Source organism: Bradyrhizobium sp. UFLA05-125, from assembly GCF_059803515.1.
In genome coordinates, this window is record NZ_JBANBJ010000006.1 from 93999 (window position 1) to 109372 (window position 15374).

Consider the following 15374-nt stretch of genomic DNA (forward strand, 5'->3'; position numbering starts at 1 on the left):
AATGCCCCTGCGCCTGTTTCTGTCCTCCGGCGATCTGATGGCCGACCGCCGTTTCGAGTTCGCGCGCGACCTCCAGCTCAAGGGCGATTTGCCAGCCGCTGCCGATCTGTTGGAGCAGGCGATCGAGCTGGCGCCGAACTTCACTTCGGCCTGGTTCACGCTCGGCGAAATCCGTCATCAGCTCGGAGAGCGCGACAGCGCGATCGCGGCGTTTCGCAAGGCGCGCGACGCCGATCCCGAGGACCAACACGGCGCCGGCCTGCATCTGATGCGGCTCGGCGACGAGCAGATGGCGGAAATGCCGAAAGCCTATGTGCAGGCGCTGTTCGACCAATACGCGCCGCGCTTCGAGCATGCGCTGATCAACGATCTCGGCTATCGCGCGCCCGCGCTGATTTTCAAGGCGGTGCTGGCGGCGCGCGTCGCCGCGAAGAAGCCGGCCTTCTTCAAACGCACCATAGATCTCGGCTGCGGCACCGGGCTTGCGGCCGCGGCCTTCGCCAGGCAGGTCGATCATTTCATCGGCATCGACCTGTCGCCCGGCATGATCAAGGAAGCGCGCGCCACCGGCTTGTATGCCGAGTTGGAGGTCGCCGACATGATCGAAGGCTTGCGCGGCAGGAGCGATGCAAGCGCAAACCTGGTCGTGGCTGCGGATGCGTTTGTATATCTGTCCGATCTCGCGCCGGTGTTGATGGAAGCACGACGCGTCCTTGCATCCGGCGGCACGCTTGGCTTCACGCTCGAGACCCATGACGGCAGCGGTGTCGTCCTGGGCGAAGGCCTGCGCTATGCCCATGCCGTGGAATATGTGCGTGGCGCCATCGCGAAGGCCGGCCTCAAGCTCCTGACACTGGAGCCGGCCTCGCCGCGCAACGAGAACAACGAGCCGGTGCGCGGCCTCGTCGTCGTCGCCGAGAAACTTGAGTCTAGGCGCTAGGGTTGCTGCAAATTGAGCTGCATTGCGCCGCAAAAGCGCAACCTTGCCACTTGCGATGCGCGCCCTGATGTCCGCACAATGCGCGGCATCAGGGAGACAACGCCAATGACAAAAAATCCATCACGGCGTGAATTCAGCGCCGGCGCATTTGCCACCATCGCAGCCTCGACCTTATCAGCGCCTTATGTCTGGGCCGCCGAGAAGAAATATGATGCGGGCGCCAGCGACACCGAGATCAAGATCGGTCAGACCGTGCCGCATTCCGGCCCCGGCTCGCTCTACGGCGTGCTGGGTCGCGTCGGCGAAGCCTATTTCCAGATGCTGAACGAGAAGGGCGGCATCAACGGGCGCAAGGTCAAGTTCCTCACCATGGACGATGCCTACAGTGCGCCGAAATGCGTCGAGGCGACGCGCAGGCTGGTGGAGCAGGAGGAGGTACTGGCGCTCTACGGCTCGCTCGGCACCGCACCGCAGACCGCCGTGCACAAATATCTCAATTCCAAGGGCGTGCCACAGCTCCTGCTCAACACCGGCGCGTCGAAGTGGAATAATCCGAAGGAATTCAAATGGACGATGGCGGGCCTGCCGCTCTATCCGACCGAAGCGCGCATCCTCGCCAAGCACGTCATCAGCGTGAAGCCGAACGCGAAGATCGGTATCCTCTACCAGAACGATGATTTCGGTCGCGACTTCCTCGGTCCTTTCAAGAAGGTGCTTTCCGATGCCGGCGGCACCGCGCAGGTGATCCTGGAGCAGACCTACGACCTCACCGATCCGACCATCGACTCCCAACTCGTCAATCTCTCCAAGTCGGGCGCCGATGTCTTCTACAACATCTCCACCGGCAAGGCGTCGTCGCAGTCGATCCGCAAAGCGGCCGAGCTCGGCTGGAAGCCGCTGCAATTGCTCTCGGCGGGCTCGACCGGCAAGTCGATCCTCAGCGCCGCCGGCTTCGAGAACGCCAACGGTATCGTCGCGATCCGCTATTCAAAGGACGCCGGCCCCGGCCCCTGGGAGAACGACAAGGACGTGATCGCGTTCGACACGTTGCGCAAGAATTATCTGCCGAACGTCGATCCCGACAATACTATTGCCTATGCCGGTTACGGCCAGGCCGTGACCATGGGCGAGATCCTGCGCCGCTGCGGCGACGAGCTCACGCGCGAAAACGTGCTGAAGCAGGCCGCAAACCTCAACGGCTTCCACTCGCCCTTCTTCCTCGACGGCGTCGACTACAGCTACACGCCCAATGACTACACGCCGATGAAGACGCTCTTCATCTCGACCTTCAACGGCAAAGACTGGCAGGTCTCGGACAAGCCGGTGACGGAGTAGCGGGGGCCCGTACCCCTCGATGAGATGCCGTATGGTGGGCAAAGGCGCTCTTGCGCCGTGCCCACATCCCTATTTGATTGCGACAGAAGAGGTGGGCACGCTTCCGCTTTGCCCACCCCACGAAAATGCCGACAGCGAACCAAATCGCTCGGTTACCCTCGACGAACCCGTCCCCACGGCTTACCTCTTGTGCCGTGCCGCCCCGTATCCTCACCGCATCGGCCGAGCCGGCCGCGCTGCTCCCCGACCGCTTCCAGACATGGTTCGCGGCCCGCGGCTGGTCGCCGCGCGCGCATCAATTGGCGCTCTTGCAAAAGGCCCGCGAGGATCGCTCCGCGCTCTTGATCGCGCCGACCGGCGCCGGCAAGACGCTGGCGGGATTTTTGCCGACGCTGGTGGAGCTTTCTTCTCCATCCCCCCATGAGGCGCGGGGAGGGGGGTGGCCACGGACACCGCTGCGTGCCGACGAAAAGCCCAAGCTCATCTCCACCGGCCGCGCCGTTCAGCGCACCGGCGGCCTCCACACCCTCTACATCTCGCCGCTGAAAGCGCTCGCCGTCGATATCGCGCGCAATCTGGAACGGCCGATTGCGGAGATGGGGCTGCCGATCAAGGTCGAGACTCGCACCGGCGATACGCCGGTATCGCGGCGCCAGCGCCAGCGCCGCTATCCGCCGGACATCCTGCTGACAACACCCGAGCAGTTCGCATTGCTGCTCTCTTCCGACGATGCGCCGTTCCTGTTCTCTTCGCTGAAGCGCGTGGTGCTCGACGAGTTGCACGCGCTCGTCACCTCCAAGCGCGGCGATCTGCTCTCGCTGGGGCTTGCGCGATTATGGCGGCTCGCGCCCGAAATGCGCATGATTGGCCTGTCCGCGACGGTGGCCGAGCCGGAATCCCTGGCGCGCTTTCTGATGCCGCAGCCCGGCGGCAAGGCCGCTGCGGCCGACATCGTCATGGCCGGCGGCGCGGCCGCGCCGATCGTCGAGATGCTGGATACGAGCGAGCGCCTGCCCTGGGCCGGTCACACCGCGCGCCATGCGCTGGCCGAGGTCTACGAGCTGATCAAGGCGAACAAGACCACGCTGGTCTTCGTCAACACCCGCAGTCAGGCCGAGATGCTGTTCCAGGAGCTCTGGCGGATGAACGACGACGGCCTTGCGATCGCACTGCATCATGGCTCGCTCGACGTCGCGCAGCGCCGCAAGGTCGAGGACGCGATGTCGGCGGGAAAACTGCGCGGCGTGGTCTGCACCTCGTCGCTGGATCTCGGCGTCGACTGGGGCGACGTCGATCTCGTCATCAATATCGGCGCACCAAAAGGCTGCTCGCGGCTGATGCAGCGCATCGGCCGTGCCAATCATCGTCTCGATGAGGCCTCGCGCGCGGTGCTGGTGCCGGCCAACCGGTTCGAGGTGCTGGAGTGCCGCGCCGCGATCGATGCGATCGCGGAGAATGCGCAGGATACGCCGCCGCTCCGAATCGGCGCGCTCGACGTGCTCGCCCAGCACGTGCTCGGCTGCGCCTGCGGCGAGCCGTTCTTCTCGGGCGAGCTCTATGACGAGGTGCGCACGGCCGCGCCTTACGCAGACCTCTTGCGGCAGGATTTCGACGACGTCGTCGATTTCGTCGCCACCGGCGGCTATGCGCTGAAAACCTATGAGCGCTTCGCGCGCATCAAGAAGGACAAGCAGGGGCGCTGGCGCGTCGCCAATCCAAAAGTGCGGCAGAGCTATCGCCTCAACGTCGGCACCATCGTCGAGGAGCCGATGCTCAAGGTGCGGCTGGTGCGCTCGCGCTCGACCGGTACCGGTTCGACCGGTGCGATCGCGCGCGGCGGCCGCGTGCTCGGCGAGATCGAGGAATATTTCATCGAGGGCCTCAGCCCCGGCGACACCTTCGTGTTCGGCGGCGAGGTGGTGCGCTACGAGGCGCTGGCCGAGGACCAGGCCTATGTCTCCCGCGCGCATGACGCCGATCCCAAGGTGCCGTCCTATATGGGCGGCAAATTTCCGTTGTCGACTTATCTGGCCGAGCGCGTGCGCCGGCTGCTGGACGACAGGCGCGCGTGGGGTGCCCTGCCGGAACAGGTGCGCGACTGGCTGTCATTGCAAAAGGATGTTTCACGCGTGCCTGCGGTGAGCGAGCTCCTGGTCGAAACTTTTCCACGCGGCAACAAGCATTACCTGATCTGCTATCCCTTCGAGGGGCGGCTCGCGCACCAGACGCTCGGCATGCTGCTCACGCGGCGGCTGGAGCGCACCCGCGCCCGGCCGCTCGGTTTCGTCGCCAATGAATATGCGGTTGCGATCTGGGGGCTGGGCGATGCCTCCTTCATGATCCGCAATGGCCAGCTTGATCTCAACGCGTTGTTCGATCCTGATATGCTCGGCGACGACCTCGAGGCGTGGCTCGCCGAGTCCGCGCTGATGAAGCGCATGTTCCGCAATTGCGCGCTGATCTCCGGCCTGATCGAGCGCCGTTTCACGGATGAAGACAAGAGCCGGCGGCAGGTGCTGTTCTCGACCGACCTCGTCTACGACGTCCTGCGCAAGCACCAGGCCGATCACATGCTGCTGCGCGCCGCGCGCGCCGATGCCGCCACGGGCCTGCTTGACTTGCGCCGGCTGGGGGACATGCTCGCGCGCATCCACGGTCACGTCACGCACCGGGAACTCGACCACGTCTCGCCGCTCGCCGTCCCCGTGATGCTGGAAATCGGCCGCGAGTCAGTTTATGGCGAAGCTGCAGACGAGCTGTTGGCTGAGGCCGCCAACGAGCTCGTCAAAGAGGCGATGTCTAGATAGCCAGCGAATGATTGTTTCGGGCGCCACTCTCTCAACGTCGTCATGCCCGGGCTTGACCCGGGCATCCACGCCTTTCTTGCCGCGCGCGCGACGTGGATGGCCGGGACAAGCCCGGCCATGACGGAGCAAGGGACACTTTCCATCACGACCTCTCGCACTCTCGATGTTGCGGGTGCATCGCTTGTCACGGATATCTCCGGCGCGCTGTTCTGGGACGAGCAGCGCCTGCTCGTCGTCTCCGACCTGCATCTGGAAAAAGGCTCGAGCTTCGCCGCGCGAGGTGTACTGCTGCCGCCTTACGACACCGTCGCGACACTCGGTCGCCTCGCGGCGGTGATCGCGCGGCACGATCCGCGGATCGTGATCGCACTCGGCGACAGCTTTCACGATCGCTGCGCGCACGAGCGCTTGTCGATTGAGGATCGCGGCGCCATGACCACGCTCCAGACCGGCCGCGACTGGATCTGGATCTCGGGCAATCACGACCCGGCGCTGCCGCGCGATCTCGGCGGTACCGTTGCCGACGAGATCGCGATCGGCCCGATCACTTTTCGCCACGAGCCGACCGGCGCGCATGGCGAGATCGCCGGCCATCTCCATCCGAAGGCGCGCATCACCGCACGCGGCCGTTCGATGGAGCGGCGCTGCTTCGCCTCGGACGGGATGCGCGCCGTGATGCCGGCCTTCGGCGCCTATGCCGGCGGCCTCAGCATCCGCGACGCCGCGTTTGCACGTGTGTTCGGCGCGCGCCACTTCACCGCGCATCTCCTCGGCGACCGCCGCGTCCACGCCATCGCCGCGTCGCGGTGTTGTTGATGCACTTCGTAGGGTGGGTTAGCGAAGCGTAACCCACCTCTTTCGTTTCCGCGGAGACAAACAGTGGTGGGTTACGCCTTCCGCTAACCCACCCTACGCATCGCGCAAGATCAAGCCGCCTTCGCCTGCACCGTATCGCAGAACTCGGCCAAGCGATCCGCAAGTCGCAGCGTGGCGGGGCTCGCGCCCGGCGAGGCCATCAGTGCGACCTCCGTCCTGTTGATTGGCGCAAAGCCGTCCTTTGCGGTCAGGACGCGGTGATCGGACTGGATCGCCATTTCCGAGAGAATGCTCAGGCCCATGCCGGCGGCGACGGCGGCCTGGATGCCGGCGAGGTTCGATGACGTATAGGCCATGTGCCAGGGCCGGCCGGCGCTTTCGAGCGCGTGGATGGCGCCGGCGCGGTAGAGGCAGCCGAGCGGAAAGCCGATCAGTGGCACCGACGACGCCTTCGCGTCGATCGGATGGCTCTTGCTGGTCACCCAATGCACCCGCTCCGGCCACACCGCGATCGCGCCCTTCTCGCCGGCCTCGCGCTTGAACAGGGCAAGATCGAGCTCGCCGCGTTCGAGATCGCGGGACAGGTTCTTGCTCTGGTCGGCGCGCACGTCCAGCCGCAGGCCCGGATGCGAGCGCGAGAACGTGCCAAGCAGCTTCGCCAGCCGATAGGCGGCGAAATCCTCGGGGATGCCCAGCCGGATCGCGCCTTCGCTGCCCGGCTGGCCGAGCACGTCGCGCGCCTCCTCGGCGAGCGACAGCAGGCGCCGCGCGTAGGACAACAACCGCTCGCCGGCCTCGGTCGGGCGCACGTCCTTGCCGTCACGGTGCAGCAGCACCTGGCCGACGTCCTCTTCCAGCCGCTTGATCTGCTGGCTGACCGTCGATTGCGTGCGATGGACGCGTTCGCTGGCGCGGGTGAAGCCGCCGGCATCGACCACCGAGACGAAGCTGCGCAGAAGCTCCAGATCGAGCATTTGCCGGCTCCATTCGAAAATCCACTGTATGACAGTAAATCATTTAATTTCCAAATGACAAGGGGACTCCCTAGATCGAGGGCTCAGGAGAATGCCAAGAGAAACTGCCATGTCGCTCACCCCCTCGATCGCTATCCCCCGCACCCGTTTCAATCCGCTGCCGCTTTATATCGGCCTGTTCTGCCTGCTCTGGAGCTTTGCCTTCGTCGCCGGCAAGATCGGTGTCACCGACTGCCCGCCGCTGATCCTGCTTGCGGCGCGCTTTTCGCTCGCCGGCATCTTGATCCTCGGCGTCTCGGCGCTGCGCCGCGATGCGTGGGAGATGACCTGGCGTGACGCCGCAATGTTCGCCGTGCTCGGCATCGCCAACAACGCGCTCTATCTCGGGCTCGGCTATACCGGCCTGCAATCGGTCTCCGCCGGCCTCGGCGGATTGATCGTGTCGGCCAATCCGGTGTTCACCGCGGCGCTCGCCGCGCTGCTGCTCGGCGAGGGCATGACCTGGCGCAAGGCGAGCGGCCTGCTGCTCGGTGTTGTCGGGGTCACCTTCATCGTCTGGCATCGCCTCGCGGTCGGCACCGACAGCGCGCACGGCATCGTCTTCACGCTGGCCTCGCTCGCCTCCATCGTCGCCGGCACCATTTTGTTCAAGCTGTTCGCGCCGAAGGGGAGCTTGTGGATCGGCAACGGCATCCAGAACATTGCCGCCGGGATCGTGCTCACGCCGATCGCGCTTGGTTTCGCCGATATCCGCGCCATCCAGTACACGCCTGGTTTGATCGGCGCCTTCGCCTTCCTGGTGCTCGGCGGCTCGATCCTCGCTTATCTGCTCTGGTTCCATCTCCTGAAAGTGTGTGGCGCGACCGCGGCCAGCGCCTATCATTTCCTGATGCCGCCGCTCGGCATGCTGTTCGCGTTCCTCGTGTTGGGGGAGCATGTCGAGGCGCGCGATCTCCTGGGGATCCTTCCGGTGGCGATCGGCATTTATCTCGTGACGCGCCCCGCCCAAACCGTCGTGACCAAGTCCGCCTCGTAACAGGAGTCCGCCATGCCCATCTCCATTACCCTGATCGGCGGCCCGACCGCGCTGATCGAGATCGACGGCTTTCGGCTCCTCACCGATCCGACCTTCGATGGTCCCGGCGCCTATCAACTGCCGCACGTCAAGCTTGAGAAGACGATCGGCCCCGCGCTGAAGGCCGACGCGATCGGCCCGGTGGATGCGGTGCTGCTGAGCCACGACCAGCACTCGGACAATCTCGACAATTCAGGCCGTGAACTGCTCTTCAAGGTGAAACGCGTGCTGACGACGGAAGCGGGCGCAAAGCGGCTCGGCGGTCACATCGAAGGCCTTGCGCCCTGGGACACGACGCAAGTGAGGGATCGCGATGGCAACACGCTGACCATCACCGCAACGCCCGCACGCCATGGTCCAGCAGGCATCGAGCCGCTGTCGGGGGACGTCATCGGCTTCGTGGTGTCCTCCAGCAACAAGGACAGTCGCGCGATCTATATCAGCGGCGACACCACCTGGTTCGATGGTGTTGCGGAAGTCGCGCGCCGTTTCGATTGCGGCGTGGTGCTGCCGTTTGCCGGCGCTGCGCAGACGCGCGGGCCGTTCCATCTCACCATGGACACCAACGACACCGTCGAGACTGCGCGCGCCTTTCCCGATGCGGTGATCGTTCCCGTCCATACCGAAGGCTGGGCGCATTTCCGTCAGAACGGCGAGGATTTGCGCAAGACCTTCGACGTCCTCGGCTTCGGCCCACGCCTGCGCCTGCTCGAGCCCGGCGTGCCCACGGTGATCGAGGCGCCTTAGATTCTTCTGTCATGCCCCGGCTTGACCGGGGCATCCAGTACTCCGCGGCCGTTGTTGCGAGAGCGAGGTCGCCAACGCTGGCCTCTGGAATACTGGGTCGCCCGGTCAAGCCGGGCGACGACGAGTGGAGAGAGCGTAGCCCCCCTCAATCCTTCCTGAACACGATTGACGCGGACCAGCCGCACATCAGCGCCAGGGCAGCGGTGACGAGGCCGTAGATGAATCCGTTCTGCCGCGCGCTCGTGGCGACGAACTGCTCGAAGCCGACCTTGACGATCTCGAACGCCGTCTCGGTCTTGGTCACGAGCGCGCCGCCCGCGAACAGTTTTATCTCGACCTCATAGGTCCCGATCGGGACCTCGGCGGGCAGCGGAATGCCGGTGCGGAACAGCGTCGGCGTCAGGAACGTCACTGCGGACGGATCCTCGCGGTAGAGCCCGCGCTGCGTGCGCAAGCGGATGAAGGCGCTGCGGAACGCGTCGTCCGGTACCACGTCGGCATAATCGGAGCCGACGCGCTGCGTCAGCAGCACGTTGTTGAGCCCGATCTGCTGGCGCCGCGCGATCTCGGGCGAGGTGATCTGGTCGAAGGGGCGATTGGCGAACAGCGCGAGATAGCTCGGCACCTGCAAAAATTGCCGGTAATCGGTGTTGATCCAGATGCCGAACCTTCGCTCCTTGCGCCGCGTCACCATGTCGGCGCGCGGGCCCAGCACGGTGACGACGAGATCGTAGGCATTGCGATTGGCTGGCGTCGCCGCATCCCTCTCCACCGAGCCGAACAGCACCAGCTCCTCGCCGGAATAGTTTGGTGTCACGGTGACGCGGTGGTTGGAGACCGACACGATCAGCCGCTCGGCGCGCGCGGCGCCGCCGGGCAGCAGCATCATGAGAGCCGCCAGGAAATTGGCGATGATTGCGCGCGCGATCATCCCGTCACCCCGATCTCGCGGATGGTGAAGAGATCTTCGGGGCGGAGCACGAGCTCGACCGCAAAGCGCAAGCCGACGGCGAGGATGAGCAGGCCCAGCAGAAGCCGCAACTGCTCACCGCGAATCTTCTGGCCGGCGCGCGCGCCAAATTGTGCACCGGTGACGCCGCCGACCATGAGGATCAGCGCCAGCACCGCATCGACCAGATGATTGGTTACCGCATGCAGCATGGTCGCGAACAGCATGGTGACCAGCGTCAGGATCATCGAGGTCCCGATCACCGTCGAGGTCGGCACCCGCAGCAAATAGATCATGATCGGCACCAGGATGAAGCCGCCGCCAATGCCCATGACGGCACCGATGAAGCCGATGATGATGCCGACCACGACGACAGGGATCACCGACAGATAGATCTTCGAGCGCTTGAAGCGCATCTTCAGCGGCAGGCCGTGAATCCAGTTGTGCGTGCGCCGCAGCGGTACGGCGCCGCGCCGGGTCCGCATCATCGCGCGCAGGCCTTCCGAGAACATCAGGCTGCCCACCGTCGTCAGCAGCACCACGTAGGAGAGCGCGATCATCAGGTCGAGCTGGCCGAGTGCGCGCAGCTGCGTGAAGGTCCACACCCCGAGCGCGGTGCCCGTCACGCCGCCCAATAGCAGGACTGTCGCCAGAGCCGGGTCGATTGCGCGTCGTCGCCAATAGGAGATCGCGCCGGAAAAGGACGAGGCCGCGATGTGGCTCGCGACGGACGCGACCGCGACCGCGGGCGCAATGCCGATGAAGATCAGCAGCGGCGTCATCAGGAATCCGCCGCCGATCCCGAACATGCCCGAGACGAAACCGACCGCGGCGCCCATCGCGAGCACCAGGAACACATTGACCGGAAGATCAGCGATCGGGAGGTAAAGCTGCATCGGGCACGTTCCGGCGAGATGGATCAAGCATGATCCGGAAAAGTGTGACGCGGTTTTCCGATAAGATCATGCTCCATTTGCGGAATGCTCGCGGGAAGGCAGAACGATTGCCGCGTCCCTCATTAGCCGAATTTGGCGGGCCGCGGGACAAGGAATCTTGCGGCGTGCGGCGTTTTCGCCCGTGGTCCGATCAGGATCGCTCGGCGTGGTGAATAGTTCAGATTAACGCGAGCCGATCCTCACCGCTTGCCGACGGGATCAGTGATCAGATTCATCGCCAGGGCCCGGTCGGGCGCGAGCCATCGCACTTCCCTGGTTTGCGACATGGCCTCGACGATCTCGGAGGAGATGCCCATGCGCGTCACATAGCCGAGCACTGCGCCGGCCGTGCGCTGGGCGTCGGCGATGGGGTCACTGCCCGGTGCACTGTTCGTGAAGCGATGAACCCCAAGCGCCGATCCCTCAACGCCATAGCGAATCTTGCCGCCGGCATAGACGAGCACGCAGGCGCTGGCGCAATAGGCCGGCCGCACTCGGCCCGAGGCGTCGGCGACACCAACGGCGGTCGATAGCCCGCGCGCACGGATCGTTTCGCCCATGATGACGGCCTGGTTGAGGTTGCCACCCGGCGAGGATAGCAGGACGAGCTCGCCGGGAGCGAGATGCGCGTCGTCCAGCCGGTCACGCAGCCAGCTCGCGGCCGCCGGCCCGATCTCGCCGCTGACGGCGAGTGCGCGCCGGCCACGCGCGGCGCCGCCGAGATCGACATTGGCGATGACGGTCGAACTCAGGCTCGGCGAGACATACTGGTCCCTCCAGTAGGCCCAGGCCTCGGGCCGCGACATGTCGCGATAGGCACGGATGAGCACACCCGAGGACAGGAGCAGAAAGATGACGACCGACCAGAACAGCCGCCTGCGCGCCGGCAGGGGCGCCGGCCGCTCGACTGTGAGTCGTGGGGCCTCAGCGCGCGAGGGCGCAATGCGCGGACCGGTGGGAGAGCTGCGGAAGGAGCTTTCCTCCCGGCGATCAGTCTCGGACAAGGGGACCTCTTGCTGCTGGACACCCTGCAGGTGTCACGCAGTTCTACACGGCATCGGCAGAGAGGTATACGACGCCGCAACCGCACGTCGCGACGTGATGTTGTCCTAGAGCGAGTGAGATTGCGAACCACGAGGGAGGTGCGCTCCCTCTCCCGCTTGCGGGGAGAGGTGCAGCGAGCCTGCGGCCAGATCGACTAATTCTCTTGGCGCTTTAATGCGCCAGCAAGGCCTGGCGCTTGGTCGCAACAGGCTTGGGCGCGGGCTTGGTGCTGGCCTGCGCCGGGGCGCTGTCCCAGCCGCCGGCGGGGGCTGCGACGTTGACGGCATCGTCCGGCTGCGGCTCCGCGCTGAAGGTCTGGATCGCGAGCTTGGCGGCGGCGAGCGACTGCGGGTCGAGCCGTTTGGCAACGTCGTCGCGCTTGGTCGCTGCATCGGCGTCGCCCTGTGCGGCAGCGAGGCTGAACCATTTATAGGACTCGGCCAGATTCTGTTCGACGCCGATCCCGCGGGCATAGAGGATGCCGAGATTGTACTGGCTGTCGGCGACGCCGCGATCGGCGGCCTTGCGGAACCAGAGCGACGCGCTCTTGTAATTGGGGCCGCGTCCGCCGCCATCGGCGTCGAGCACGGCGAGATTGTGCATGGCCTTGGCGTTGCCGCGCTCGGCAGCCTGCGTGTAGTAGCGGCGGGCGATGTCGGCGTCCTTCTGCACGCCGAGGCCCTTCTCATAGAGCGTGCCGAGCCGGAAGGTCGCAAGCACCACGCCGGCCTGCGCCGCGCGGTCATACCATTTGGCGGCTTCCTCGTAGTTTGCAGCCACGCCTTTGCCTTCGGCGAAGCGCAAGCCGATCTCGTAGGCCGCGGTCGCATCGCCCTTCATCGCGGCGGCGCGCAGCACCGGACCGCCGATGCCGTCGGCCAGCCGCTCGCTCGGCGGCACCTGGACGGTGCCGAGCCGCGCGCGCGACGGCGTCGTCGGGATCGCGCCGGTGATATCGCTATTGCCGGACGCCGGCTGCGCAGTCACCGCCGGTGGGGGCGGAATCTCGACCGACGCGGCGCTGCCGGAAGAGGCGGGAGCTGCATTGTTCAGGGATTGCCGGCCGAGCGGGGTCGGCGAGGTCATGGACGGCGTGACCTGCTCGGGCACGGCGGGTTTCGCACTGCTCTCGGCGGGGGCAGGAGCTTGCGGCGCCGGCGCGCTTGCGGGGGTCTCCATCGCCGGCACCGGCGGGGCGCTGCCGCCGCCATCGAGCAGGTTCATCGCCATCTTGAAGGTGCCGAGCACGATCACGACCACGCTCGCGCCAACCAGCAGCGAGCGGATCTTCGAGGTGATGGTCGAGCCTTCCTTGCTCTTGTCCTTGGCGGCGCCGCCCGCGGCCGCCTTGCCACCACGGCCGGGCTTCTCGGGCTGCGCCGCGGCGGCCTGCGCGGCCCGGCGTGCGGCGGCGATGAAGCTCGACGACGACACCGGTTCCTTGGGCGGGGCGGGAATTTCGCTGATCGCGCTTTCGGACGCGGCAATGCGCTCCGACGGCGTGGCGGCTCGGCCGCTCGGCCGCGTGCCCGGCTCCAGCGGATGATCCGGCGGCAGCTCGGGCGCGATCGCAGCGCGCGCAGGCGCGGCATGCGGCTCGAGGATTTCGCTGATCGCGCGCGGCGGAACAGGCGGTGCCGCCGGCACCGGCGGCGGAGCAACCGGCGTTGCGGCGTGGAATTCGCGTGGCGCGGCGACGAAGGCCGCTTGCGCTGCGGCCGGATTGGGCAAATCGGGCTTGATGTCGGCCTTGATGTCGGCCTTGGGCAGCTGCTGCGACGGCATCACGCTGCGCGCCGGTTCGGCCGGCATCGCCGGTGCTGCGAAGTTCTGCGGCGCAGCCAGAGGCGGCGCGCTGCGCACCGCGCGCAGGTCGCCCTCGATCATCGAAAGGCGATCGACGACATGGCCGAGCGTGCCGTGCACGGCTTCGAGCGAGTCCTGCGTGTGGCGGTTGGTTTCGGCCTGGCTGAAGCGGATGTCGGAGAGCTCGCGCTTGACGAGATCGACCACGCCGGAATCGGAGGCCGGTGCCGAGCTGCGGCTCTCGGCGAGCGCGGCGTAAGTCGCCTGCTGCCGCTCAAGGTGCCGCAAGATGTCGTGCAGGCCGTCTTCTACGCGGCTCAGATTGCCATTGCGCGGATCCGACGCAGCCTCGATCCGCTCCAGGAGATACGACACGCGCTGCTCGAGATGCGCGAAGGTGGAGGCGGAGTCGCCGCCGACCTGCATGCGGTCGAAGCGATCGGACAGCGCGCGGATCGCGTTTTCCAGATGCTCGCTGCTTTCGGACGGCGCAGGACGCTCGCGCGTCTCCAGCGCCGCGGTGAGCGCGGCGATGCGCTGCTCCAGCACCGCAAAACCGTCGCTGTTGGGGGCGGAGGGGCGGGTGATCTGGTCGACCTTGGACGACAGCAGCTGCACGTCCTCGGACAGCCGTGCCAGCGCCTCGTTGGAGGCGACGTTGGACACGATGCCGCGCAGCGCCGAGATCGCGCCTTCGAGCTGCTGCACCGTGCCGGGATCGTCACTGGCGCGCAGGATCAGGTCGAGCTTGGCGCCGAGGTTGCGGATCGCCTCGTCATAGCCGGTGAGCTGCTCGGCCGGCGTCAGCGTACGCAGCACCTGCTTGATTTCGGACAGCGCGTGCTCGACACCGGCGAGCGCCTGGCCGTCGGTGCTGGAAGTGCGCGTCTCGTCGATGCGACGATGCAGCGAGCGGATCTCGTTCTCGATCGATTCGATCGCGCGGCGCGGCATCGCCTCGGTGATGGCGTGGCGGATCTCCGCAAGCTCGTTGCGGAACGCGGTGATCGACTGCTCGATGTGATCGGGGCGCTGCATCGCCTCGATCTGGCTGGTGATCTTGAGGAGATGCCGTTCGAGCGCGGAGAAGTCGGGCCCCGGCGGCGGAGGCGGCGGTGCGTAGGCTTGGGTAGCGGGCGCCAGGGGCGGAGACATGTGAGGCGCCAAGGGATTGGGAGGCGCCAAGGGAGGTGACATGGCGGGAGCCATCGGCGCGGCGGGTGCGATCGAGGGTGCTGCGCGCGGCGGAATCTGCCGGGGCACAAAGCTGTCGAGCTCGTTCTGCCGCGCGGTGATTTCGGCCACCGCAACGTCGAGCGAGGCGGGGCTGAGCGGCGGCGAGTTGCGATAGACCTGCGCTGCCGCGCGCTCGACCATCTCGGCCTGGCGCTGGCGCGTATCGACCGGGGCGGGCCGCGGTGCCTGCTGGCCCTGCGGCCGCGATATCTGCGACAGCCGCGCATCGAGCCGCGAGATCGCGTCGTTCAACTGGCGCGCGACGCCCTGCTCGCGCGAGGTGTCCTGACGCGAAGTGTCCTGGCGCGGCGCGGGCTTTGAGATCCGTTCGATCTGTTGGGTGATCGCATCCAGCCGCTGGTGGATGTCGGCGACGTCGCGGCTTTCCTGACTCGGTGCTTGGCTCAGTCCCTGCGGGGCTTGCGGACGCTGCTCGTAAGGTCCGCGGTAGTTCGGCGGGGTCGTGTCGCCGAGGGTGGAGTTCAGCCAATCGTTGAGTGACATGCCGGCACGGCGCGCTGCTGCTTCGGCGCGCTCCCTGACGGATGGATCAATGCCGTCAACACTCCACGATACGCGCGAATTCATGACTTCTGTCCGGTTCCGACTTCGGCACCCCACCCGATGCCTCCAGCTTCCCCGCGCGTCCCAGTTGTAGAGACAATTCCATTCGGCGCGGGTCGTCTGCCTCAAAAACCGACTTTTCTCTG

11 protein-coding genes are annotated in these 15374 nt (G+C 66.2%); 6 read left to right on the top strand and 5 right to left on the bottom strand.

Annotated elements, in window-relative coordinates:
- The first annotated feature begins 1 nt into the window (after nt 1).
- The 4 genes from SO156_RS09335 (at nt 2) to pdeM (ending at nt 5898) form a co-directional block, all read left to right on the top strand.
- Nucleotides 2-940 (top strand): class I SAM-dependent DNA methyltransferase, encoded by a 939-nt coding sequence (locus tag SO156_RS09335; RefSeq protein ID WP_498534568.1) that lies wholly within the window; start codon nt 2-4, stop codon nt 938-940.
- 105 nt (nt 941-1045) lie between these two features.
- A complete protein-coding gene (locus SO156_RS09340) occupies nt 1046-2275 on the top strand; it encodes an ABC transporter substrate-binding protein (RefSeq protein WP_498534569.1) in 1230 nt (409 codons plus the stop codon).
- Nucleotides 2276-2469: 194 nt separating this feature from the next.
- Nucleotides 2470-5082, top strand: coding sequence for a ligase-associated DNA damage response DEXH box helicase (locus SO156_RS09345; protein ID WP_498534570.1), 2613 nt, complete (start codon nt 2470-2472; stop codon nt 5080-5082).
- Between the two features lie 117 nt (nt 5083-5199).
- Nucleotides 5200-5898: a ligase-associated DNA damage response endonuclease PdeM gene (gene pdeM, locus SO156_RS09350; RefSeq protein ID WP_458146823.1), complete on the top strand. Its 699-nt coding sequence runs from the start codon at nt 5200-5202 to the stop codon at nt 5896-5898.
- Nucleotides 5899-6008: 110 nt separating this feature from the next.
- Here the strand turns inward: pdeM and SO156_RS09355 are convergent, their stop codons facing one another.
- Nucleotides 6009-6872, bottom strand: coding sequence for a LysR family transcriptional regulator (locus tag SO156_RS09355; protein ID WP_498534571.1), 864 nt, complete (start codon nt 6870-6872; stop codon nt 6009-6011).
- A gap of 109 nt (nt 6873-6981) precedes the next feature.
- Here SO156_RS09355 and SO156_RS09360 point away from each other — a divergent pair, with 109 nt between their 5' ends.
- Together SO156_RS09360 and SO156_RS09365 are read left to right on the top strand one after the other, a co-directional pair.
- Nucleotides 6982-7908, top strand: coding sequence for a DMT family transporter (locus tag SO156_RS09360; protein ID WP_498534572.1), 927 nt, complete (start codon nt 6982-6984; stop codon nt 7906-7908).
- A 12-nt stretch (nt 7909-7920) separates the two neighbouring features.
- The gene (locus tag SO156_RS09365; RefSeq protein ID WP_498534573.1) at nt 7921-8694 is read left to right on the top strand and encodes an MBL fold metallo-hydrolase; all 774 of its coding nucleotides are present in this window, start codon (nt 7921-7923) and stop codon (nt 8692-8694) included.
- A 145-nt stretch (nt 8695-8839) separates the two neighbouring features.
- On the opposite strand, the gene SO156_RS09370 is transcribed toward SO156_RS09365, so the two are convergent.
- The 4 genes from SO156_RS09370 to SO156_RS09385 form a co-directional block, all read right to left on the bottom strand.
- Nucleotides 8840-9625 carry a TIGR02186 family protein gene (locus SO156_RS09370; RefSeq protein ID WP_458146827.1) on the bottom strand — a complete coding sequence of 262 codons (786 nt, stop codon included), beginning with the start codon at nt 9623-9625 and terminating at the stop codon, nt 8840-8842.
- A complete protein-coding gene (locus SO156_RS09375) occupies nt 9622-10539 on the bottom strand; it encodes a sulfite exporter TauE/SafE family protein (protein ID WP_458146828.1) in 918 nt (305 codons plus the stop codon). Before SO156_RS09375 ends, SO156_RS09370 begins: the two co-directional genes overlap by 4 nt.
- 239 nt (nt 10540-10778) lie before the next feature.
- Entirely contained in the window at nt 10779-11582 is an 804-nt protein-coding gene (locus SO156_RS09380) for a COG3904 family protein (RefSeq protein ID WP_498534574.1), read from the bottom strand.
- A 211-nt stretch (nt 11583-11793) separates the two neighbouring features.
- Nucleotides 11794-15252 carry a tetratricopeptide repeat protein gene (locus SO156_RS09385; RefSeq protein ID WP_498534575.1) on the bottom strand — a complete coding sequence of 1153 codons (3459 nt, stop codon included), beginning with the start codon at nt 15250-15252 and terminating at the stop codon, nt 11794-11796.
- Between the last annotated feature and the right edge of the window lie 122 nt (nt 15253-15374).

Coding starts and splice junctions, on each gene's coding strand:
- SO156_RS09355 (WP_498534571.1), bottom strand. CDS start 6,872: ATGCTCGATCTGGAGCTTCTGCGCAGCTTCGTCTCGGTGGTCGATGCC.
- SO156_RS09375 (WP_458146828.1), bottom strand. CDS start 10,539: ATGCAGCTTTACCTCCCGATCGCTGATCTTCCGGTCAATGTGTTCCTG.
- pdeM (WP_458146823.1), top strand. CDS start 5,200: ATGACGGAGCAAGGGACACTTTCCATCACGACCTCTCGCACTCTCGAT.
- SO156_RS09365 (WP_498534573.1), top strand. CDS start 7,921: ATGCCCATCTCCATTACCCTGATCGGCGGCCCGACCGCGCTGATCGAG.
- SO156_RS09340 (WP_498534569.1), top strand. CDS start 1,046: ATGACAAAAAATCCATCACGGCGTGAATTCAGCGCCGGCGCATTTGCC.
- SO156_RS09370 (WP_458146827.1), bottom strand. CDS start 9,625: ATGATCGCGCGCGCAATCATCGCCAATTTCCTGGCGGCTCTCATGATG.
- SO156_RS09360 (WP_498534572.1), top strand. CDS start 6,982: ATGTCGCTCACCCCCTCGATCGCTATCCCCCGCACCCGTTTCAATCCG.
- SO156_RS09385 (WP_498534575.1), bottom strand. CDS start 15,252: ATGAATTCGCGCGTATCGTGGAGTGTTGACGGCATTGATCCATCCGTC.
- SO156_RS09335 (WP_498534568.1), top strand. CDS start 2: ATGCCCCTGCGCCTGTTTCTGTCCTCCGGCGATCTGATGGCCGACCGC.